Source organism: Ruegeria sp. YTSA075 (assembly GCF_059610245.1).
Window position 1 is genome coordinate 551646 of the sequence record NZ_JBXWNG010000002.1, and the last position, 22139, is coordinate 573784.

Below are 22139 nucleotides of genomic sequence, written 5' to 3' on the forward strand. Positions count from 1 at the left end.
TGAGGATAAGACCAGATGGAAACCGTTTCGGAAAACGCCTGTTTCGGTGGCGTGCAGGGCGTCTACCGCCACGCTTCGACAGCCTGCCAATGTGACATGACCTTTGGCCTGTTCCTTCCGGCCGAAGCCAAGGATGGTCCGGTTCCGATCCTGTGGTATCTGTCTGGCCTGACCTGCACCCATGAAAACGCGATGACCAAGGCCGGGGCACAGGCCTGGGCGGCTGAGCAAGGGATTGCCGTGATCTTCCCTGACACCTCGCCCCGTGGCGAGGGCGTGGCCGATCACGAAGACTACGATCTGGGTCAGGGCGCCGGGTTCTATGTGAATGCAACGCAATCCCCATGGGCCCCGCATTTCAACATGTGGGACTATGTGGCCGAAGAATTGCCCGCCCTGTTAGCTGAAAATTTCGCCATAGATATGGAGCGTCAAGCCATCACTGGCCATTCCATGGGGGGCCACGGCGCCCTGACGCTGGCAATGAATCTTCCGGGTCGGTTCCGCTCGGTTTCAGCCTTTGCGCCGATCTCGAACCCGACCGGTGCGGATTGGGGTCGCAAACAGCTAGCTGCCTACCTGGGTGAGGATGAAGGGCTTTGGAAAAAGCACGATGCGTCCCTGATGATGAAAGAGGTCGGTTTTGACGGCCCGGTCCTGATCGACACGGGCGCCAATGACCAGTTCATTGATCTGCTGCGCCCCGAAGCTCTGGCCGCTGCGATTGCAGAACGCCGCCAGCAGGCCACTTATCGTCTGCAACCGGGCTATGATCATTCCTATTTCTTTGTCTCCACCTTCATGGAAGACCACGTCACCTTCCACGCCGAAGCGCTGTACGGAGAGTAACGCATGAGCAAATATAACTATGACCTGATCATCATCGGGTCGGGTCCTTCGGGGCGGTCTGCGGCAATCCAGGCAGGTAAGCTGAAACGTCGTGTATTGGTGATCGACCGCAAGGACCGGCTTGGTGGTGTCTCGGTCCACACCGGCACGATCCCTTCGAAAACCCTGCGCGAAACGGTGCTGAACCTCTCTGGCTGGCGCGAGCGCAGCTTTTATGGTCGTTCCTACAGGGTCAAAGACCAGATCCGCGCCGAAGACCTCAAGGCGCGTCTGCACATGACACTGGATCATGAGGTTGACGTATTGGAACATCAATTCAACCGGAACCACGTGGAAACCCTGAACGGGCTGGCAACCTTCACAGGCCCGCACGAGATCGAAGTCGCGACCGACGCGGGTGAGAAAACCCGCCTGACTGCGGCCAAGTTTCTGGTCGCCACAGGGACCAAAACTTATCGCCCCGATTATGTGCCGTTCAACGGCAAGACCGTCGTGGATGGCGATGATTTTCTGGAAATGGCAGAGATTCCGCGCTCACTGATCGTGATCGGTGCCGGGGTGATCGGTGTGGAATACGCGACCATGTTCTCGGCCCTGGACGTGCGGGTCACGCTGATTGAACCCCGCGAGAGCTTTCTAGATTTCATTGACAGCCGCCTGATCCATGAATTCACCCATCAGATACGCGAAAACGGTGTCGATCTGCGCCTCGGCTCTGCTGTTGAGAAAATCGAAGATGCGGGTGAACATGTCGAGGTCACGCTGGAGAACGGCCGCCATGTCCGGGCCGAAATGCTGCTGTTTGCAGCCGGTCGCATGGGCGCAACCTCGGCGTTGAACCTGGATGCAGTCGGGCTGGAAACCGATCATCGCAACCGGATCAACGTGGATCGCAAGACCTATCAGACCGACGTGCCGCATATCTATGCGACAGGTGACGTGATCGGGCATCCGTCACTCGCCTCAACGTCGCTGCAGCAGGGCCGTGTCGCTGCTTGCCATGCGCTGGAAACGCCGACCCTGCCGGAGAGCCCCTGGTATCCTTATGGCATCTACTCGGTGCCCGAGATTTCCACCTGTGGCATGTCCGAAGAGGAATTGCAGGAACGGGGCATTCCCTACGAGGTTGGCGTGGCGCGGTTCCGCGAAACTTCCCGCGGACATATCATGGGGTTGGAACATGGCATGCTGAAGATGCTGTTCTCGCTGAAAACCCGCCGGGTTCTGGGGGTGCAGATTGTGGGTGAAGGGGCGACCGAATTGATCCACATCGCCCAGGCTGTGCTGAACCTAAAAGGCACCGTGGATTACTTTGTCCAGAACACGTTCAACTATCCAACGCTGGCCGAAGCCTACAAGATCGCGGGTCTGGACGCATTCAACCGAATGCCGATCCCGGAAGAATTCAAGGTAAAGAAAAAGCCTGCAGCCAAAGAGGCCAAGAAAGCGTGACAACGCTCTATATCGATGGCGATGCCTGCCCTGTGAAGGCCGAGGCCGAGCGGGTCGCAACCCGCCACAAGGTTCCGATCGCGCTGGTCTCGAATGGCGGGCTGCGGCCTTCGGCGAACCCGTTGGTGCAGGTGGTCATCGTCTCGGAAGGGGCCGATGAAGCTGACAAATGGATTGCCGAGCGTTGCGGGCCTGGCGATGTGGTGGTGACATCGGACATCCCGCTGGCCGCGAAATGCGTTGAAGCTGGGGCCCGCGCGCTGCGCCCCAATGGTGAGGCCTTCACCGCCGCCAATATCGGCCAGCAATTGGCCATGCGCGACCTGATGGCCGATCTGCGCGCAGCCAACCCTTTGGGTGCAGGCGGCGGCGGCAAACCCTTTGGCAAAGCCGACCGGTCCCGGTTTCTGGACGCGTTGGAACGGGAACTCAGGGCAGCAAAACAGGCATAAGGCTCCCGCCCGTCGGCGACGCATCACAGATGCATCTTCTCCAGTTGGGCCAAGCAGCGCTGCGCGCTGCGGTTGGTGCTTGAACTTAAGCGCCTGCCTTGGTTCAGTCGGCGCGCGGCAGGAACTCAGCACAGGATCACAACATGTCAATCCAAGCAGTCATCTTTGATATCGGCAATGTCCTGATCGAATGGCAGCCCGAGCGCTATTATGACCGCGTGATCGGCGAAGACCGCCGTCGGGCCATGTTCGAAGAGGTCGATCTGCACGGTATGAACGATCTTGTGGATCAGGGCTATCATTTCACCGATACGATCTACGACTGGGCTGAGAAATACCCCGAATGGAGCAATGAAATCCGCATGTGGCACGACAAGTGGATCGAGCTTGCCGCGCCTGAAATCCCACATACGGTCCGGTTGCAGAAGGCGTTGCGCGCCAAGGGCGTGCCGGTGTTTGCATTGACGAATTTCGGGGTGCAGAATTTCGACTATGCCACCACAATCTACCCGTTTCTGAACGAGTTCGATCGGCAATACGTCTCGGGCCGTATGAAGATGGTGAAGCCTCATGTTCCGATCTATGAGCAAGTCGAAGCCGATTGCGGCCTGCCGCCCGCGTCACTTTTGTTCGCAGATGATCGGATCGACAATATCGAAACGGCACGCGCGCGCGGATGGCAAACGCATCACTTCAAGGGTCCAGAAGGCTGGGCCGATCGACTGGTGGCCGAGGGGTTGTTGACCGTCGACGAAGCCCGTTAGGCCGGTGCGGGTGCCGCGCTCCGGTTCTCACGGATCGGCAGGTGGACAATGGCGCTGAAGGCTCCGACCGCGACGCCGATCCACCAAACCATGGTGTAGTCACCAGAGACGTCATACATCCGTCCGCCCAACCAGACACCAAGGAACCCTCCGATCTGGTGGCTGAGGAAGATGAAACCGTAAAGCGTGCCCATGTAGCGCAACCCGTAAAGATGCGCGACGAGGCCAGAAGTCAGTGGCACCGTGGCCAGCCAGAGCGAACCCATGACGATTGAGAAGATGATCACGGACATCGGCGTAATCGGCATTAGAATAAACGCCGCAGCCGCGATGGTCCGCGCAGTGTATATCCCGGCCAAGAGATATTTCTTGGGGAAATAGTTCCCGGCCCATCCAGCCAGAAGCGTGCCTCCGATATTCGCAAGTCCCACCAGTGAAATTGCTACCGCGCCCAAGGCCGATGTGGTGGTTATGCCAAGTGAATGCAGCATCCCCCCTGGCTGAATCGGGCCGCACATCTCGGTCACGAAGGCGGGGAAATGGGCGGTTATGAAAGCCAGTTGATAGCCGCAGCTGAAAAAGCCCAGAAAGATCAGCGCGTAGGACGGATCACGGAACGCTTTGCCAAGGATCTGGCTCATGCTTTCTTCCAGCTCGGCTTTGCTGACCGGCTGCGGGGCTCGCATGAACGGCAACGTAAGAACGAGGGCAAGGACTGCCACAGCGAACACGATGAACACCTGTTGCCACGGCAGGAAGGTGAGGAGCCATTCCGCGGTTGGTGCGCCGATCACTTGGCCGAAACTGCCAGCCGCGGTTACAATCGCCAAAGACATGGACCGGTTCTTGTCTGATGAGGCCCGACCGACCACCGCAAGAACCACACCAAACCCGGTGCCTGCGATGCCAAATCCCACCAACCAGGCATACATCTGATGCCCAAACGGGGTGATAGACCAGGCCGACAAAACCATGCCTGCCGCATAGGTCAGCGCCCCAAGAATGATTGCCTTACGATCCCCAATCTTTTCGGCGATCGCGGCGAAGATAGGTTGTCCGATGCCCCAGGCGAGGTTCTGAATCGCAATCGCAAGTGAGAAGTCGGTGCGCAGCCAGCCAAACTCATCCGCGATCGGGATCTGGAACACCCCGAATGAGGCACGCACAGCGAAACTGACCGTGATGATGATACATCCGACGATCAGAATGGGATTTATCAGGCGGGCAGAATGCGGCATGGGAGCCTCGGTCAATTAAATGTTTGCCGACGGTACAGGATTCACTCTGACCGTCAATTCAACAGATTTGCGGTCGCAGATAAGGAAAATTGATGTATCGGCAGAACTGCTTGCTTTTCAAGTCGCCGCCTCATCGGTAAGGCTCTGAGTTATGACGGATTTGATCTCGCTTTATGACACCCGCATCGACGCCGGAGAGTTGACCCGCGACGATGCGCAAGAGGCTGTGCTGCCGCATTTCGAACGGATCCGCGCGGCGCTGGCAGCCCCTGCAAAGCGCGGTTTGTTTCGCAAAGCGCCGCCTGCGCCCAAAGGGTTGTACCTGTGGGGCGGTGTTGGGCGTGGAAAATCCATGTTGATGGATATGTTCGTCGACAGTTTGCAGGACATTCCCGCACGCCGCGTGCATTTTCACGCCTTCATGCAGGAAATCCACGCAGGGATGCACAAAGCGCGCAAGGACGGCGTTGAGGATGCGCTGGCACCGGTGGCGCAAGATGTGGTCAAATCCGTCCGGTTGCTGGCCTTTGATGAGATGCAGATCACCGATATCACCGATGCTATGATTGTCGGACGCTTGTTCGACATGTTACATGACGGCGGCGTGGTGGTCGTGACGACATCGAACCGGCATCCGGATGATCTGTATAAGGACGGGTTGAACCGACAGCTCTTCTTGCCGTTTATCGCGCATATCAAAGAGCAGCTGCAGGTGTGGGAGCTGGTCTCGCCCACCGACTATCGCCAGAACCGGTTGGAGGGTGCTCCGGTCTATTTCACCCCGATTGGCCCCGAGGCCCGCCAGAGTATTCGCACGGTCTGGACTGATCTGGCTGGTGGTTCGGCTGATCCTTTGGTGTTGCAGGTCAATGGGCGCGCGGTCGAGCTGCCTCAGTTCCGCAATGGAATTGCCCGTGCGACCTTTTATGATCTGTGCGGCCGGATGTTGGGACCTGCGGATTATCTGGCGATTGCCGAAGCGGTGAAGGTTTTGGTGCTGGAAGACATCCCGCGCCTGTCGCGCAACAATTTCAACGAAGCCAAGCGCTTTGTCACTTTGATCGATGCGCTCTACGAGGCGCGGGTGCGGTTGATCTGTTCTGCCGCAGCAGAGCCCGAGATGCTGTATGTCGAGGGGGAAGGCACGTTTGAATTCGAACGCACCGCCTCGCGCCTGAGGGAGATGCAGGCGGAGGATTGGGGGGTTTAGGGGGCTCTGCCCCCGCCGCCCTTGGCGGCTCCCCCGGGATATTTCTGGCCAGATGAAGCCCTGCGAACAGATGCCCTTAACCGTTCTCGCGCAGGATATGACCGGCAAGATAGAGCGAGCCGCAGATTAAAACGCGGGCCTGTGGGTCCTGATTTACGATGGAGTTGAGCGCATCGCCGACGCTGTTCGCCGTTGTGGCGGTCAGATTGACTTTTGCGGCGACAGCGGCGGTGTCTTGGGCGCTTAGCGTCGCTGTTTCGCCGGGGATCGACACGGCGGTCAGGCTGTCCGCCTGCGCGGCCAGCGGCGCGAGATAGCCCGTGACATCCTTGGTGTTCAGCATACCGCAGATCATATGGGTCGGGCGTTTCGGCAGCTTCGCCAATACCTCCGCCAGTGCGATACCGGCGGCGGCGTTATGGCCACCATCCAGCCACAGCTCGGCCTGTGGTGCGGCCTGGACCAGAGGGCCGGTGTTCAGCCGCTGCATGCGGGCGGGCCATTCGGCGTGGGTGACGGCGGCCTCATAGGCGGCATCGCCCAGATTGAGATGGCGCAAAACCGCCAGCGCCGCGCCCGCGTTCTGGATTTGATGTGCGCCCAGAAGGTTGGGCAGCGGCAAGTCGCGCAGGCCGGTTTCATCCTGATAGATCAGGCGGCCATTTTCCTCCTGCACATGCCAATGCTGGCCACAAGCGATCAGCGGCGCGCCGAGGCGGGCAGCGGTCTGTTCGATGACCTCCATCGCTTCGTCCGGTTGCGGACCAACGACACAGGGCACACCGCGCTTGATGATCCCGGCCTTTTCGGCGGCGATCTTGGCCAGCGTGTTGCCCAGAAACTGTTCGTGGTCGATGGAAACCGGTGTGATCACCGTTATCGCCGGAGTATTGATCACATTGGTGGCATCAAGACGTCCACCCAGTCCGACCTCAAGCAACGTGTAGTCGGCCTGCGCGCGTGCAAAAGCCAAAAGGGCCGCGCAGGTGGTGATTTCGAAATAAGTGATATTCTCACCGCTATTGGCGGCGTAGCATTCATCCAGCACTGCCGTCAGATCGGATTCCGAGATAAGCGCGCCCGCCAAACGGATCCGTTCGTGAAACCGCGCCAGATGCGGCGAGGTATAGGCATGGACCAACAGCCCGACCCCTTCGAGGCCGGCGCGGATCATGGCCTGGGTTGATCCCTTGCCGTTGGTGCCCGCGATATGGATCACGGGTGGCAGTTTGGCTTGCGGATTGTCCAGCGCACCCAGCAGACGCCAGACACGATCCAAGGTCAGGTCGATGATCTTGGGGTGAAGCGCCATCATCCGGTCGAGGATGGCGTCGGATGTTTGGGGGGTCATTTCTGATCCGTATCGTCAGCTGTCGCGTCTGCCTTGGCCTCGTCCGGTTCCGGCGCTGGCAGATCGCCCCGTATCGCCGGGGGTTGGTTCATCAGCATCCGGGTAATGGTGATCAGCTCATCCCGCATTTCGGTTCGTTTGGTCACGCGGTCCAGCATACCGTGGTCCAGAAGGTATTCAGCGCGCTGGAAGCCTTCGGGCAGTTTTTCACGGATCGTTTGCTCGATCACACGCGGCCCGGCGAAACAGATCAGCGCGTTGGGTTCCGAGATATGCACATCGCCCAGCATCGCATAAGACGCGGTCACCCCGCCGGTTGTGGGATGGGTCAGCACAACGATATAGGGCAGGTTCGCCTCTTTCAGCATTTCGACCGCAACTGTGGTGCGGGGCATCTGCATCAGGCTCAGGATACCCTCTTGCATCCGCGCGCCACCCGCCGCGGAAAACAGGACCAGCGGGCGTTTCAGTTTCACTGCCTCTTGCGCGGCGGCGATGATGGCATTGCCAACATACATACCCATCGACCCGCCCATGAATGAGAAATCTTGCGCTGCCGCCACAATCGGCGTGCGCCCGATCTCGCCAACCGCAACCAACATCGCCTCTTTCTCGCCCGTCTTTTTCTGCGCCGCTTTCATGCGATCGGGATATTTCTTCTGATCACGGAAATGCAGCGGATCGTCCTTAGGCGCAGGCACGTCGATCTCGGTGAAGATGCCACCGTCAAACAGATGCTTGAATCGGTCGCGCGGGGTGATCGCCATGTGATGGCCGCACTGAGTGCAGACATTCTGGTTTTCTGCCAGCTCGCGATGGAACAGCATGGTTCCGCATTCCGAACACTTGTGCCATAGGTTTTCGGGCACCTCGCGGCGCGAGAAGATCGAGTTGATCCGGGGACGGACGTAATTTGTGATCCAGTTCATATCGGAACCTTGGCTTGTGCGGCTTTGACGTCAAATAAGACGCAACGGAAGGAAATGCAATCAACGCCTGAGTGCAATCCGCGCGGTCAGCCAGCAGACCAGCATCGTTGCGAAATCCACGAACAGCCATTGGCGCAGCGTATCGGTCTCTGACATCTCATAGGGCAGCAGATAGAGCGCCAAACCACTCAGCGAATCCGGCAACGAGATAAACACAAGCGCGATGAGATTGTTGAAGAAATGCAAGGCGATGGCCGGACCCAATGTGCCGGATCGCGCTGTCAGGTCCGAGGCCAGAAGGCCAAACACACAGGACCAGACAGCCACGATGAGTGCGTTGTCTCCGGCCAATTCGGGGGCATAGTGGCCAGCCGCAAACAGGGCCGAGGGCACGCCCATCCAGATCAGGGGCGATTGGAACCTGGCCGCCAGCGATTGCTGGATGTAGCCGCGAAACAGGATCTCTTCGGCGCTGGTTTGAATCAGAACCGCACAGGCAGCTACGGGCAACAGGATCAGCCAGACCGGCAGCGCCAAATTCTGGATCAGCGGCTCGCCCATCCCATAGGGAGGCAAGGCAATCATCACCAACCCCAATATCAGCAGGGCCAGAAACACGCGCCCGAACTGCTGTAGGGCCAAATTGCGTGACCCGAGGATGTGACCTAGAGATCGGTGCTGCATTACCCGCGCCGCCACCGCGACACCCACGATTAGAAACCCGAAGCTGACCAGCAGTAACAATGTGCCTGCCGCAGTCGATCCGCGAAAGAACCCCTCAGCCTGAACGGGTGGGATCAGTCCGGCAACGAGCGCGAAGATCACCGAATTCAGCGCCATGTACAGCACAGCAACGATGACCAGACCGGCCAAAAACCGCCAAAGCTCGGGCCGGGCACGCGCATCAGCAACCAGTGCCTCATGGGCTGCATACACGCCGGAATCAGGCGTCATTGGCAGCACTTTCGCCCGAAATCGCCTGAGCTACCTCCGGGAAGATTTCCGATGGGGTCTGGGCGGTGTTGATCCGCGTTGCCAACGTAGTCAGATAGCCCGCAACCGTTTGCAACAACTGAACCGCAACTGTTGCGTCGTTTTCAATCACGGCGCGCAGTTCCTCGGCCCCGATGCGCAGGAACGTACAGTCTGACACCGCAGTTAGGTCCAGCTGACGGGGTTCGTCTGTGATAATCGACAAGTCCCCAATCAGACGCCCGGGTTCGACAACCGAAATGGTACGACTGCCACCATCTTCATCGGCCCAGTCCAGATTGGCCGTGCCCTTGATGCACAGATAGGCCGCATCAGCCGCCTGCCCGCGTGAGAATATCTGCTGCCCCGCCGTCACGTCGAACCATTGCGCAGAAAACGCCAACAGCCGTTGGTTGCGCCCATCGATACCAGAAAACAGTTCGGTTGACGAGATGATCTTGAGCTTACGGCTCAGATCGACCGAACTACTTTCCTCATGTTTGGTTTGGGTACGCGCGACACCGTCAATCCGGCCATCTTTGATCTCAATAAACAGGTCATAGGCTTCGGGATGCGCAAAGTGATCTTCCATGAAGATCATGATCGACTCGGGCAGCAACTCGCGCAGTTTCAACCGTGTTCGCAGGCGGCTTTCTGAATCGTGGCTGGCCAGTGCCTTGTCGAGGATCAGAATGTCGGGGCGTTTGATGCCAGCCCGGGAAAAGGCTGCGCGTTCCTGGAAAACAGTCGGCAGGTTGTTTCCGCCCAGACCCGACGGCAGATCATAGATGATGGCCGCAGCTTGACGCCTGAGGCCCGCTTCGTTCATGGCTTCAGCGACCACATCCTCGATCTCATCCGCGTGGGCACCTGCGGTCAGAGACACCCGCCCATAAAGCGCGTTTTCCATAACCGGAAGCATTGGAACATACGTCTCTGGAGACAATGGCAGGAACATCCCGTTCATTGCCCCGCGCAACGTCTCAGCCTGTCCCTGTCGGATCGCAAGGATCTTACGCTTGTATTCATCGGGAAAGTCAGGGCCGATTTGCTCTGCCGTCAGCAGGAAAGGCACCGTCAGCAGCAAGGCATGTTCCTCATCACTGAGCTCTGCATCGCCTTTGGACTTGCGTCGCTGTTCGATGTCCAGCCACCGATGATACATCTCTTTGCTCATTCCCAACCGCAGGAACAGCGGGTGATCGGTGCCGTCGCGCCCAAATGTGCGACTTAGCGTATCGAGAACCGCATTCGAGATATTCAACGCCTCTTCCGCCAGATCATGCGACCTAAGCATGGACAGGAAATGCCCGTCGCTGGCCAGGCTCTCGGGTGAGATATGACCCGTTGGCGCCGCATAAAGCAGGTTGCCACCCAGCGGGACCGTAGGATTGAATCGCTCTGGATCGAACCGGTAGACATGCTGGTCCAACCCCTTTTCCCGCAGCCGGGTTGCAATGGTTTCCCGCAGGTTGACGATCTCTTGCGCGAACCTGGGATGCAATTGGGGGTCGAGACGAGAGCCGAGTGTGCGGCGGAACATGAACTCGTCAATGCCCATCGCCTCGACCAGTTGGAACCACCAGTCGCGGATATCGTCGATATCGTCCAGCCCTGCCAAACTAGGATCAATCCACTCATCGCTCAGCAAGTCTGTCGGGTTGCCCGAACGCGCGGATTCGATCTGTCGGCGGGTCGGGGCCTTGACATCAGCCTCATCGACCTGAGGGCGCGTTCGCAAGGGCATCATCAGGTTGTCGCCCAACGTGCCATCAAATAAATAGGGCCGCGAATAGGCATAACCAATGCGCGCCGCGATTACCGCCTGATGCATGTCACACAGATCATGCCCGGCCATGATCACCTCACCCTGAACCGGCAGCACCTCTCGTGTCAGCAATTGGCCAAGCGCTGTACGCTCCGCCGAGTTGGTCGACTGGATCGCCACCCGCGCACCTTTCGGGATCTTCAGGTCAAGGTCTTCAAGAATGGTTTTGCCATCGCCATCCCGCACGGTCACATTGCGCAGTTCGATATCACCATTCAAATGCGGGATCGTCTCGGGTTCACCGTCAAATAGCTCCTCCGGGATCATGTTGTCCGGGGCAAAGCGCTCGGTCACGATTTCCCAGCGCAGCGACATATCCTGCACCTGATTGTAGTAGGTCAACAGATCCTTCCACGGGCCGCTCAGGTCTTTGTACGCCCCAAGCGCCGCAACCAGAGCACCCACCGTGATCTCGCCTTTGATCGCCAGATAGCCGCCAGCAGAATAAAACAGAAACGGCGTGATCTGAGTGATCAGATTGTTGAGGAACTTCATAAAGAACTTTTTGTTGTAGATCTTGAACCGGATCTCGAACAGGGTCCCCAACCGATGGCTGAATTGCGCCAGACGATAACGCCAGCCGCCATTGGTCCGCAGATCGCTGATGCCGGCGGCACTTTCGCCAATCTCAGAGCTTAGGCTGCGCACTTCCTGAATGCGGTCCTTGTTCAGCAGGTTGATCTGGCGTTGCAGCTTGGGGATCAGCCAGGCCTGCAAAGGAATCAACGCGATACTGGCCAGCCCGAACCAGACGCTTTGCATGAACAGGAAAGTCACGATTGTCATCATCTGACCGAATTGGAACACGGGCTGTGCGATGGCATCGCCCATCAGCCCGCCCATCGGCTCGGCCTCGGATGTGATCATCGATACCAGCTCTCCCTGGCTGGTGGTCGCAAAATACGACTTTGGAAAGCGCATCGACCGGTTGATCAGAGTGAATCGCAGGCGTCGCAGCATCCGTTCGGCCAGAACACCCTTCATCGTGTTGATCCGCATTTTCATCACACCGCTGGTGATGACTGTCGCCAGAAAGGCGAAACACAGGATCAGCAGATACTGCACCTGGGTGAAGGTGATCCCCCAGACGGCAACCGTATCACTAGGCGCACCGATGGCATCGTTGATGATCTGCTTGGGCAGCTCAAGCGAAGCATAGAGAAACGGAAAGGACAGAACCGTCAAACCCAGCAGCACAAGCTGCTGCTTTTTCGAATATTTCCATATGAATGAAAACAGAGTGGGTTCCATGAACTGGCCTTATCTGTGCTTAATCTGTTGCGCGGAGGTTCCGAGGAAAACCCACCCTCAGCCCGGTGCCAGACGGTAAGCATTGACCCGGCTGATTACAAGAATGCAACGGGTCTTTGTCGCACCGAGTGCAGGTCGGCACAGGCCGGTCTTCAGAATTTGGTGATAATTCACCCCCATAATGCCATTCCGGGTTTGTCCCCTACCCCGTCTTTGACTAAAGAGGTGCAACTTGGGACGATAGGACAATGGGCAGGATTCTGGATCGCTACATACATCGCAAGACTGTGCAGCGATGGCGCAAAGCGGCGGAGCAGGCGCAGGATGCGCCGCAATCGGCACTGCGCCTGCAACGCGATCAAGCGCGCGGGTTGCGGGCCAGCCTGAACAAGTTGCTTCATATCGCAGATAGCCGACTGACCCGACCTCAGATCGGGTCGGCACAGTTTCCAAAACCTGTTGGCACCGACTGGGCCTGGCGGCCCGATTTGTGGCGTGGACCGCTGGCTCAGCCTGGGCTTGCCTCAGCCCCGCGCAAGGCGGATATCGACGGGCAGGTGACCCTGTTTCACGATTGTCCCTGCACCCAGATCGCAGTGCGCCAAATCCGCAACCGCGATGAAAGCGATCTTGCGCCGTTCAGCCTATCGGTCGAGGCGTTCAATTTTGAAGGGACATTCCTGTCCCTGTCGATTGAATTACCAGCCAACGCCGCGCGTGATCTGACCAAACAGCACCTGCTGCGACTGGATGCGCTGGTGAAAAGCGAGCAGGACACTGGCATTTTCGCGCGGCTCAATATCCAACACGGCCCCAATACCGAACAGGTATTGCGACAGATCGATCTGTCAAAAACGCCCAGCGCTGTTGATTTTGATCTGGCCCATTTGCCTCTGAACGAACGGCGGATCGAGAAGATCTGGCTGGATGTGATTTTTGAGAACCCGCGCATGAACCGCATTCTTCTGCGCGATCTGACCCTGTGCCGCCGCCATCGCGCCGATTTATGAGACGCCAGACCATGACGCACCCCAGATTGATCCCCCTTCGGTTTGAAAACGGCCTGTGGCAAGGCCATCTTGAGGCCGAAACAAAACCAGATGTCGAAGTTCGCTATTGGGGCGAGCCCCTGCCCGAGGTCACACTGACTGAGGCCCAGGGCGGCTGGGACCTAACCGTTCCCGTACCCTCCACGGCCCTGTCTGAAGGGGTGCACAGCTTTGTCATCGTCGACACAGCAACCACGCAGAAACTCGGGGACTTCACCGTGATTGCCGGCGAACCCGCCGCAGATGATCTGCGGACCGAGGTCGAATTGTTGCGCGCCGAGCTGGAAATGCTCAAACGCGCTTTTCGCCAGATTTGCAGGGCCGGTGACTAACCGCCAAGAGACCGTCAACCTATCTTTTTAGCCTTATTCGTGCATCATTGACCCGTTTGGATCACGAAGGATGCGAATGTGGATCGCAACAGCATTGTAAAAGTTGCCGCATTGATGGTGACGGGTTTTGGCATCGGTATCGATTTCACCGGCGCCCTGATGCTGGTGCCCGCAATCGAAAACAGTTTCGACGCTGACATTACCAGCACGCAATGGGTGCTGAATATCTACGCCCTGTTTTTTGCGATGACCATGGTCGCCGGGGGCCGCCTGGGCGATATGTATGGCCATCGAAAGATCATGCTCATCGGCCTGACGATCTTTCTGTTTGCATCCGTGATGTGCTTTGCCGCCCCCAGCCTGGACTTTCTGATTGGCGCACGGGCCCTGCAGGGGATCGGCGCGGGTTGTGTCTGGCCTTGCACGCTGGCGTTTGGGGCCACCAAAGTCTCACGCCCGGAACATCGCGCTCTGGTGATGGGCTTGATCCTGGCCGGTGTGACCACGGGCAATGTCTTCGGCCCCATGATCAGCGGGCTGGCGGTTAGCTTCGGAGAATGGCGGTATTTCTTTCTGGCCAACATCGTCTTTTCCTGCATCTCCATGGCGACAGCGCTGCTGCTGATGCAGCGCGAGACTCAGCACAAACAGGGTGAACATATCGACTACGCCGGTATGGGCATCCTGTCATTTGCCGTGCTGCTGTTGCTGTACGGGTTGGATGTTGGTGCCGATTGGGGCTGGACCTCGGTCCCGCTGCTGCTTTTGTTCTTCGTCAGCGCGGTTTTGTTCTTTCTCTTCCCCAAGGTCGAAAAACGCGTGGTCGAACCGCTGTTGCTGCCTCAGATGATGCAGAACAAACAGTTTCGGATCACGCTGGGGCTGAACATATTCAACGTATCTGCCGCCTTTGTCGGACTGCTGTATTTCCCACAATACATGCAAAAGGTTCTGGGGTGGTCGACCCTCGAATCTGCGCTTGGGTTGGCGCCGCTTACCCTGTTGCTGGCGGTGGGGTCGGTGGTTTCCGGCACGCTCTACAACGATTTCGGCCCCAAACGGTTGCTGTTCTGGGGGTATCTGATCGCCACGATTGGCGCGGCCAGTATCGTGGTTCTTCCTGCCAGTTTCGGATATTTTCAGATCCTGCCCGGCATGGCCATGATCGGGCTTGGGGCAACACTGACGGTTGGACCATCTGGAACGGCTGCGGTCTGTGCCGTCAAACCCGAACGCGCCGGGCTTGTGGGTGGGTTAAGTTTCATGACTCATCTTGTCTACGGCGCCATCTCGGTCGCCTGCGCCACGGCAATCATGTATGTGGTGTCTTTGTCCAGCCTGCGCGACACGCTAATGGCGGCCAAAATCACCCTGTCTGACGCCGATCAACGCGCCATCAATGGCGGAACGCTGAACACAGACTCCGCCCGCGCCGTATTGGCAAAGCTGAACACCGATCAGGTCGAAACCCTGAAATCCGCCATTGCCAGCGCCTTTGACAGCGGCATGAACGTGGCCTTCGTCTTTTCCACGATCTCGGTTTCCGTGGGCATCTTGCTGGCGCTAATGCTGGACGAAAGCAAGCTGCACAAGATCGAGGACTAACCCGATCGCGCCCTGCCCCGGGCACAAGGTACGAAGCAACCGGATATTAATTTGTTCTACGCTTGCAGGTTTTTTTTGCCAGAGCATTGCGCAAGTCGCCCACAGAACCGAAGGTGCGACTATGTCAACGGAATTAGAGTTCTCCTTCGCTACGCTCACCGGTTCGGCAAGACGGCACATCCGGGTATTTCAGGTTCAGCAATTTCTTGATCGGTTTGCGATGGGTTTGACGGTTGCCGTTGTGGCACTGGCGTTGACCGATCGCGGCATGGACCTCTTCCAGATTTCGCTGCTTTTCGGGATCTACTCACTTACGACCCTGGCGATGGAACTCCCGTTCGGCGGGTTGGCCGACAACATTGGGCGAAAGCCGGTCTTTCTGGCTGCAGTCGTCGCCAGCATGATATCTCTGGGGCTCTTTCTCTCGACAAGCAATTTCTATGTTCTTGCGCTTTCATTTGCCTTTATCGGGTTTGGACGCGCATTGCGGTCGGGCACGCTCGACGCCTGGTTTGTGGAAACTTTCAAAACCGTGGCGCCGAACGTGGATGTTCAACCCGCTCTTGCAAAAGCGCAATGGGCCAACGCCATGGGCTTGGCTGTGGGGGCTGTGTTGGGGGGATTGCTGCCTGACCTCTTGGGTTCGGTGGCACAAGGTCGGGGCGTAAGTGTCTATGACGTGTCTTACGCGGCGAGCTTGGCAGTGATGCTTGGGGTATTCGTCTACACCCAGTTCTTCATTGTGGAGAAACCGCGCCCTCTGAACCCTCAGGTACTGAAACAGGGTTTTGCAAGCGTGCCCTTGGTGATCAAAGACGCGGGTCTTCTGGCCCTGCGGCATCCGGTCTTATCCGTGCTGTTGGCAGCACTGGCATTTTTTCTGATGGCGACCAACCCGGTCGAGGTGATCTGGCCGACACATGCAAAACCCATGTTGGAGGCCGACTATGCCAATACGCTCATTGGTGTCCTGACCGCTGCCTATTTCTTCTCAATCGCATTCGGCGCGTCGCTGTCTCCGTACATCAGTCGGATTTTTGGGCGTCGGCACGCAATTACACTCGCAGCATCTTTTGCCTGCATGGCGGGTGTTCAGATCGCATTGGCGTTGCAAGGCAACATCGTCGGTTTTGTAGCGGTGTTTATCCTCTATTCCGTTCTGCTTGGTGTATCTGAAACGCCAGCCAGCAGCATTCTGCATAGATGCGTAGAGGATCATCAGCGATCTACAATGCTGTCACTGAAATCGCTGATACAGCAACTCGGGGCAGCTTTGGGCCTGATCTTGGCCGGAGCCATCGCAGAGCTCTACTCAACACCCACAGCCTGGATGGTCGGCGCCGTGTTTCTTGCCATAGCCGTTGTCCTGATCGGCATCCTCGCCAAACGGCTTGCCTCCGAGTGTGAATAGCGGCCATCCCTGCGTCGTGCAGCATTCAGCAGACAGGGTTCACAACCGCCATTCAACTGTGCTGATCGCGCATCCAATCAGGCACGATCAGCAACAGTTTTGACAGCAATTGCGCCGCCCAAGGCTCCTTTAGACAAGCGCCTTACTGAGACGGCCCGTTGGGGTTGAACGCAGACAAGCCCTTGAGGATATCGATGGCATAGGCCAGCTGATAGTCCTCTTCCCGCAGCTCGGCTGTTTCTTCGGCCTTGGCGCGATCTTCTTCGATCTGGCGGATTTCATCCTCGCTCAGGCTGTCATTGTCCAGGCTACCGCGCAGCTGCGCCTCGGAGCGGGTGAAGCCGTTTTCCTCTTCTTCCTCCACTTCGGGTTGCGGGCGTGGTTGCTCGACGATGATATCCGGGCTGACGCCAAGCGCCTGGATCGACCGACCCGAGGGCGTGTAATAGCGCGATGTGGTCAGACGCATCGCACCGTCGCCACGCAGCGGCATCACCGTCTGGACAGAGCCTTTGCCAAAGCTCTTGGTGCCCACAACGATCGCACGACGATGGTCCTGTAAGGCACCCGCAACGATTTCCGAGGCCGAGGCCGAGCCACCATTGATCAGCACCACGATGGGCTTGCCTTCGGCCAAATCGCCGGGGGTGGCGTTGAACCGCTCACCATCTTGGGGATCACGACCGCGGGTCGAAACAATTTCGCCTTCGTTCAGGAACGCATCCGACACCCGGATCGCCTGAGTGAGCAAACCGCCAGGGTTGTTCCGCAGGTCCAGCACAACGCCGTTGACCTTATCGATCCCGCCAGCTTCGGCGATCTGTTCCTCAAGACCCGCTTGCAGGTTCGGGAAGGTCTGATCGTTGAACGTGGTTACACGCAACACAACGCTGGTGCCTTCGGTACGGGCGCGCACAGCGGTCAGTTTAATCGTGTCGCGGATGATGGTGACATCAAAGGGCTCGGGCTCTCCTTCGCGGACAACAGTGATGATGATCTCGGAGCCCACAGGCCCGCGCATCAGGTCAACCGCCTTGTCCAGCGTCAGGCCTAGAATGCTTTCACCATCCACATGCGTGATGAAATCCCCAGCTTCGATCCCAGCTGCGGCGGCAGGCGTATCATCGATGGGCGAGACGACTTTGACAAAGCCTTCCTCTTGCGTCACCTCGATGCCGAGGCCGCCAAACTCACCCCGTGTCTGCACGCGCATCTGCTCAGCGTCGTCGGGCGACAGATAGCTGGAATGCGGATCCAGCGATGTGAGCATGCCGTCGATCGCGGCCTCGATCAGTTCCTCAGGCTCGACCTCTTCGACATATTGCGCGCGGATGCGTTCGAAAATATCACCGAACAAATCCAGTTGCTGATACACATCGGCCTTTTTCTCGGCCTCTTGCGCCAGCAGCGGACCGGCGATCTGGGTGGTTGCGATAATCCCTGCCACGGTTCCGGCCAGACCGGCCATCACAAATCTCTTCATACTCGTCTATCCATCCTTGTTGGTCCGAAACCACGATTCCGGGTCCACGGGGCTATTGTCTTCTCTTACCTCTATATAGAGCGTTTCTGACCGGTCAGTTCCAGTGCCATCACCACTTGTTGACAAAATAGCGCCGATTTCGGGCGTCGCGCCGGGCATCAGCCCAACCGGTGTACCTTCGGGGATAACCTGTCCGATATCGCCGTATACCTCCTGCAAGCCGGAAAAAACGAACAGAAGTCCGGGCTGAGGTTCCAGAATGATCAAGTTTCCAAGATCCAGCAATGGCCCACGATAGCGGATCGTCGCTGCAGTGGGCGCTGTGACCAGCGCACGGGGCCGTGTGCCCAAAACCAATCCGAGGCGGGTGACACCCGCCGCATCGGTTTCCCCTGCGCCGTGCAGCAAAATGCCCTGAACCGGAAGCTGGACATCGCCTTTGCGGCTGGCCACGCTTGCATCGGTCGCAGCAATCTCGCCTTCCGAGATTTCGGACAATCCGCTGGCGAACCCATCCAGCGTTTCAGTGGATGAGATCAGGATTGCCGTCTTGATCGGGTCTTCGACGAAACGCTTTGGCAGATCGGTACGATCGGCAATCGCCTCGCTCAGCCGGGTTCGGGCGGATTGGACTCCGCTCAGGCCCTCGGTCAGGGTCTCAGCAGCGCCCTGTTGCAGCAGACGCAGAGTCTGAACCTCTTGCAGATCACGCGCCAGATCTTCGGCCTTGGCGTTCAGGCCCGGCGTAACTTCAGACAGCATCATGCCCGTCCGCGCTGCGCCCAGAGGGCCTGAAGGATGCAGCATCAGAACCGGCGGTGCCGTGGTTTCGATCGTCTGCAACACACCCAACAGCTGCGCCACCTCCTTTTCCCTTGTGCGCAGTTCAGCCGATAGCTGAGCCTCACGCGTTGCGGCCATGCGCAGGCCATCGCGCATCGCAGACAGACCAGCCTCGTAGGCCTGGATCGTCTGGGTCAAAGCACGCACCCTGTCCCGGGCGCTGTCCGCTTCGGTCAGCGAGATGGAGGCCTGCTCCAGCATCTCCGCCGCGTCAAGCGCCGCCTGAGACGGGTTCTGTGCTATCGCCTGACCAGCCAGAAACAATGCTATGGCAGCTGCCATTACCCTCATGAGATCAAGCTTTCGCCCGTCATTTCTGGCGGCTTGGGCAGGTTCATGAGGTCCAACAATGTTGGCGCCAGATCAGACAAGCGCCCGCTGCGCAACACGGTCCCTTCGGGACCCCCAACCAAGGCTACCGGAACCAAGTTCAGCGTATGCGCGGTATGCGGTCCGCCAGTTTCCGGGTCGACCATTACCTCGCAATTGCCATGGTCTGCTGTGATGATCATCGCGCCACCGGCCTTGTTCAACGCCTCGACCACCTGCGCCAGTCCATGATCCACCGCCTCACAGGCTTTGATCGCGGCCTGCAAATCGCCGGTATGGCCCACCATATCCGGGTTGGCATAATTGGTGACGATCAGGTCATACCCCGCCTCGATGGCCTCAACGAATTTTTCAGTCACCTCGGCCGAGGACATTTCGGGCTGCAAATCATAGGTCGCCACTTTAGGCGATTTGGGCATGAAACGGTCCTCACCTTCCTCGGGCGCCTCTTTGCCGCCATTCAGGAAGAAGGTCACATGCGGGTATTTCTCGGTCTCGGCAAGCCGGAACTGGCGCAAGCCCTGTTTGGCCACCCATTCGCCCAGCGTGTTTATGATAGCGCGTTTCGGGAACACTGTGGTCATATAGGCGTTGTGGCTATCCGAGTACTCGACCATCCCCAACAGCGCCGACAAAATCGGGCGCGGACCGGTATCAAAATCAGCAAAGCCCAGCTCGCCAATGGCGCGCAGGATTTCCCGCGCACGATCGGCGCGGAAGTTCAGGCAAAAGAACCCGTCGCCATCTTTGACGCCCTCATACCCATCCAGAACCGTCGGGATGATGAATTCATCCGTTTCAGATTGGGTATAGGCCTCATCCACCGCCCCATGCGCCGTGCCGGCCGCGCGGCCTTGCCCTTTGATCACGGCATCATACGCCTGTGAGACCCGCTCCCACCGGTTGTCGCGGTCCATGGCAAAATAGCGCCCGCTGACGGAGACTATACGAGCCCCTTCAGGCAGGCGATCCTCCAGCTCTGCGATATAGGTCAGGGCCGATTTCGGGGCCACGTCGCGCCCGTCGGTCACAGCGTGCAGCGCCACAGGAACACCGGCATCTGTGATCGCCTTGGCCGCTGCTAAGATATGGTTCACATGCCCATGTACGCCGCCATCCGAGGCCAGACCCATCAGATGCGCCGTGCCGCCTGCGGCTTTCGCCTTGGCGATAAAGGCCTGCAACGCGTCATTGTCGAAGAAGGATCCATCCTCAATCGCCAAATCAATCTGCCCCAGGTCCATCGCGACAACGCGACCGGCACCGATATTGGTGTGCCCGACCTCGGAATTACCCATTTGCCCGCTGGGCAGGCCCACATCCGGGCCGTGGGTGATCAGCGTAGCATGAGGACCTTTCATAATCGCATCAAAGGTCGGCGTCTCAGCCAGATAAGGCGCATTCGCCTGCGTGTCTTCGGACAATCCCCAACCATCCAGGATGCACAAGACTACGGGTTTGGGCGTGGCCATTTCGATCTCCGGTAACTGCTCTTGCCCCATCTTCTAGCCTCTGGTCGCCGGGGGGTGAACCGCCTTTGCAGGAATTGGTGCAGATTTAATCAAACCGTCAGCGCAGAAGAACCTTACGTCAGGTCCTCTTGTGTGATCAGGGCCGGGCCGCCTAGTCTCGGGTCCTGAGGAAGAGGACAGTCATGCAAACAGGACTTTCGGGTTTTGCCCTGATCTATGTGTTGGCGCCCGCCGCACTGATGCTATTGGCGCGGCACTGGGCTTTGGCCGGGCGTATCGGGCCGATTGTTCTGTGTTACATGGCCGGGCTAGCCTTGGGGGTTTCCGGGCTGCAACCCGAAGCCGCACAGCAACTTAGGGAATCCGTGATCGAAGCAAGCCTGGGACTGGCCCTACCCCTGCTGCTGTTTGGCGTCAACCTGCGAGCCTGGGGCCGCGTGGCCGGGTCTGCGTTGCTGTCCATGGCACTGGCTGTTCTTGCGGTTGGGCTTGTCGCCACAGGGCTGTTCTTTGCCTTCAGCGCCACAGGCACCGAACAGGCCGAGCAGCTTTCGGGTATGGCAGTCGGTATGTATACCGGCGGTCTGGCGAACATGGGCGCGATCAAACTGGCGTTGGATATTCCCGAGGGCCGCTATCTGCTGTTTGCAACGGTCGATACGGTCGTAGGCGCGGCCTATCTGTTGTTTGTGCTAACCCTTGCGCCTGCGGTCTTTGGTCTGTTCCTGAGACCCTTCACTGGCGACCGTGATGCAGACCAACCGCCAGAAAGCGAGACGACAAAGCCAAATCTGTATCTGCATGGCATCATCGCCTTTCTAGCAGCGTCGCTTTGTGTTGCGGCCGCGTTGATCTTTGCGCCGGCCATCAGCTTTGCCGCTCAGCCCGTAGTGATCGTTATACTACTGACAACACTGGGCCTTTTGGGATCACTCACCCCATCGTTGCATCAGAACCGGGCCGCGCCTGAAATGGGTATGTTCCTGCTTTATATATTCTCATTCAGTGTTGCCGCGTCCATGGATCTGGCGAAGCTACAGGACATGGATCTGACCGTTCTGGGGTTTGTCCTGATCGCCACATTCGGCAGTTTCGCCCTGCACGCGCTGTTCGCCCGGATCGCGGGAATTGACCGGGACACATTCCTGATCACATCGGTTGCCGCCGTCATGTCACCTGCCTTTGTCCCCATGATCTCGCGCAGTTTGCGCAACCCCGCGATCTTGATGTCGGGCATGGCAACCGGCATTCTGGGTTTTGCCATCGGGAACTATCTGGGCATTTCACTGGCGCTGCTTCTGGCCAGAGGGGGATAGGA

18 protein-coding genes are annotated in these 22139 nt (G+C 58.3%); 10 read left to right on the forward strand and 8 right to left on the reverse strand.

Going from position 1 to position 22139, the window contains the following annotated elements; genetic code table 11:
- Positions 1 to 15: 15 nt before the first annotated feature.
- From fghA to AC2FGE_RS05685, 4 genes are all read left to right on the forward strand, one after another.
- Complete coding sequence (gene fghA, locus AC2FGE_RS05670; RefSeq protein WP_496818229.1) at positions 16 to 849, forward strand: S-formylglutathione hydrolase; 834 nt, start codon at positions 16 to 18, stop codon at positions 847 to 849.
- A 3-nt stretch (positions 850 to 852) separates the two neighbouring features.
- Entirely contained in the window at positions 853 to 2301 is a 1449-nt protein-coding gene (gene sthA / locus AC2FGE_RS05675; RefSeq protein ID WP_496818230.1) for a Si-specific NAD(P)(+) transhydrogenase, read from the forward strand.
- Entirely contained in the window at positions 2298 to 2753 is a 456-nt protein-coding gene (locus tag AC2FGE_RS05680) for a YaiI/YqxD family protein (RefSeq protein ID WP_496818231.1), read from the forward strand. The genes sthA and AC2FGE_RS05680 overlap by 4 nt, the downstream gene beginning before the upstream one ends.
- Positions 2754 to 2896: 143 nt before the next feature.
- A complete protein-coding gene (locus AC2FGE_RS05685; RefSeq protein ID WP_496818232.1) occupies positions 2897 to 3517 on the forward strand; it encodes an HAD family hydrolase in 621 nt (206 codons plus the stop codon).
- Here the strand turns inward: AC2FGE_RS05685 and AC2FGE_RS05690 are convergent.
- Positions 3514 to 4755 carry an MFS transporter gene (locus AC2FGE_RS05690; protein WP_496818233.1) on the reverse strand — a complete coding sequence of 414 codons (1242 nt, stop codon included), beginning with the start codon at positions 4753 to 4755 and terminating at the stop codon, positions 3514 to 3516. The genes AC2FGE_RS05685 and AC2FGE_RS05690 overlap by 4 nt on opposite strands.
- A gap of 151 nt (positions 4756 to 4906) precedes the next feature.
- On the opposite strand from AC2FGE_RS05690, the gene zapE reads away from it, so the two are divergent.
- Positions 4907 to 5965, forward strand: a complete 1059-nt coding sequence (zapE, locus tag AC2FGE_RS05695; RefSeq protein ID WP_496818234.1) for a cell division protein ZapE — start codon at positions 4907 to 4909, stop codon at positions 5963 to 5965.
- 76 nt (positions 5966 to 6041) lie between these two features.
- On the opposite strand, the gene AC2FGE_RS05700 is transcribed toward zapE, so the two are convergent.
- From AC2FGE_RS05700 to AC2FGE_RS05715, 4 genes are read right to left on the reverse strand one after another with little or no spacing between them, the layout of a single operon-like run.
- Positions 6042 to 7316: a bifunctional folylpolyglutamate synthase/dihydrofolate synthase gene (locus AC2FGE_RS05700; protein ID WP_496818235.1), complete on the reverse strand. Its 1275-nt coding sequence runs from the start codon at positions 7314 to 7316 to the stop codon at positions 6042 to 6044.
- A complete protein-coding gene (gene accD, locus AC2FGE_RS05705; protein WP_496818236.1) occupies positions 7313 to 8245 on the reverse strand; it encodes an acetyl-CoA carboxylase, carboxyltransferase subunit beta in 933 nt (310 codons plus the stop codon). The genes AC2FGE_RS05700 and accD overlap by 4 nt, the downstream gene beginning before the upstream one ends.
- Positions 8246 to 8305: 60 nt before the next feature.
- Entirely contained in the window at positions 8306 to 9199 is an 894-nt protein-coding gene (locus tag AC2FGE_RS05710; protein ID WP_496818237.1) for a CPBP family intramembrane glutamic endopeptidase, read from the reverse strand.
- Positions 9189 to 12296 carry an ABC transporter transmembrane domain-containing protein gene (locus AC2FGE_RS05715; RefSeq protein ID WP_496818238.1) on the reverse strand — a complete coding sequence of 1036 codons (3108 nt, stop codon included), beginning with the start codon at positions 12294 to 12296 and terminating at the stop codon, positions 9189 to 9191. The genes AC2FGE_RS05710 and AC2FGE_RS05715 overlap by 11 nt, the downstream gene beginning before the upstream one ends.
- 248 nt (positions 12297 to 12544) lie before the next feature.
- Here AC2FGE_RS05715 and AC2FGE_RS05720 point away from each other — a divergent pair, with 248 nt between their 5' ends.
- The 4 genes from AC2FGE_RS05720 (at position 12545) to AC2FGE_RS05735 (ending at position 16693) form a co-directional block, all read left to right on the forward strand.
- The gene (locus AC2FGE_RS05720) at positions 12545 to 13306 is read left to right on the forward strand and encodes a DUF6478 family protein (protein WP_496818239.1); all 762 of its coding nucleotides are present in this window, start codon (positions 12545 to 12547) and stop codon (positions 13304 to 13306) included.
- Positions 13307 to 13317: 11 nt separating this feature from the next.
- Entirely contained in the window at positions 13318 to 13677 is a 360-nt protein-coding gene (locus tag AC2FGE_RS05725) for a hypothetical protein (protein ID WP_496818240.1), read from the forward strand.
- 78 nt (positions 13678 to 13755) lie between these two features.
- Entirely contained in the window at positions 13756 to 15282 is a 1527-nt protein-coding gene (locus AC2FGE_RS05730; RefSeq protein ID WP_496818241.1) for an MFS transporter, read from the forward strand.
- 121 nt (positions 15283 to 15403) lie between these two features.
- On the forward strand, positions 15404 to 16693 hold the full coding sequence (locus AC2FGE_RS05735; RefSeq protein WP_496818242.1) for an MFS transporter: 1290 nt from the start codon (positions 15404 to 15406) through the stop codon (positions 16691 to 16693).
- A 142-nt stretch (positions 16694 to 16835) separates the two neighbouring features.
- Here AC2FGE_RS05735 and AC2FGE_RS05740 read toward each other — a convergent pair whose 3' ends face one another.
- From AC2FGE_RS05740 to gpmI, 3 genes are read right to left on the reverse strand one after another with little or no spacing between them, the layout of a single operon-like run.
- Positions 16836 to 18176 (reverse strand): S41 family peptidase, encoded by a 1341-nt coding sequence (locus tag AC2FGE_RS05740; RefSeq protein WP_496818243.1) that lies wholly within the window; start codon positions 18174 to 18176, stop codon positions 16836 to 16838.
- Positions 18177 to 18182: 6 nt separating this feature from the next.
- Entirely contained in the window at positions 18183 to 19310 is a 1128-nt protein-coding gene (locus AC2FGE_RS05745) for a murein hydrolase activator EnvC family protein (RefSeq protein WP_496818245.1), read from the reverse strand.
- A complete protein-coding gene (gene gpmI, locus AC2FGE_RS05750; protein WP_496818246.1) occupies positions 19307 to 20821 on the reverse strand; it encodes a 2,3-bisphosphoglycerate-independent phosphoglycerate mutase in 1515 nt (504 codons plus the stop codon). Before gpmI ends, AC2FGE_RS05745 begins: the two co-directional genes overlap by 4 nt.
- A gap of 182 nt (positions 20822 to 21003) precedes the next feature.
- Here gpmI and AC2FGE_RS05755 point away from each other — a divergent pair, with 182 nt between their 5' ends.
- Positions 21004 to 22137, forward strand: a complete 1134-nt coding sequence (locus AC2FGE_RS05755) for a DUF819 family protein (protein ID WP_496818247.1) — start codon at positions 21004 to 21006, stop codon at positions 22135 to 22137.
- Positions 22138 to 22139 lie beyond the last annotated feature (2 nt).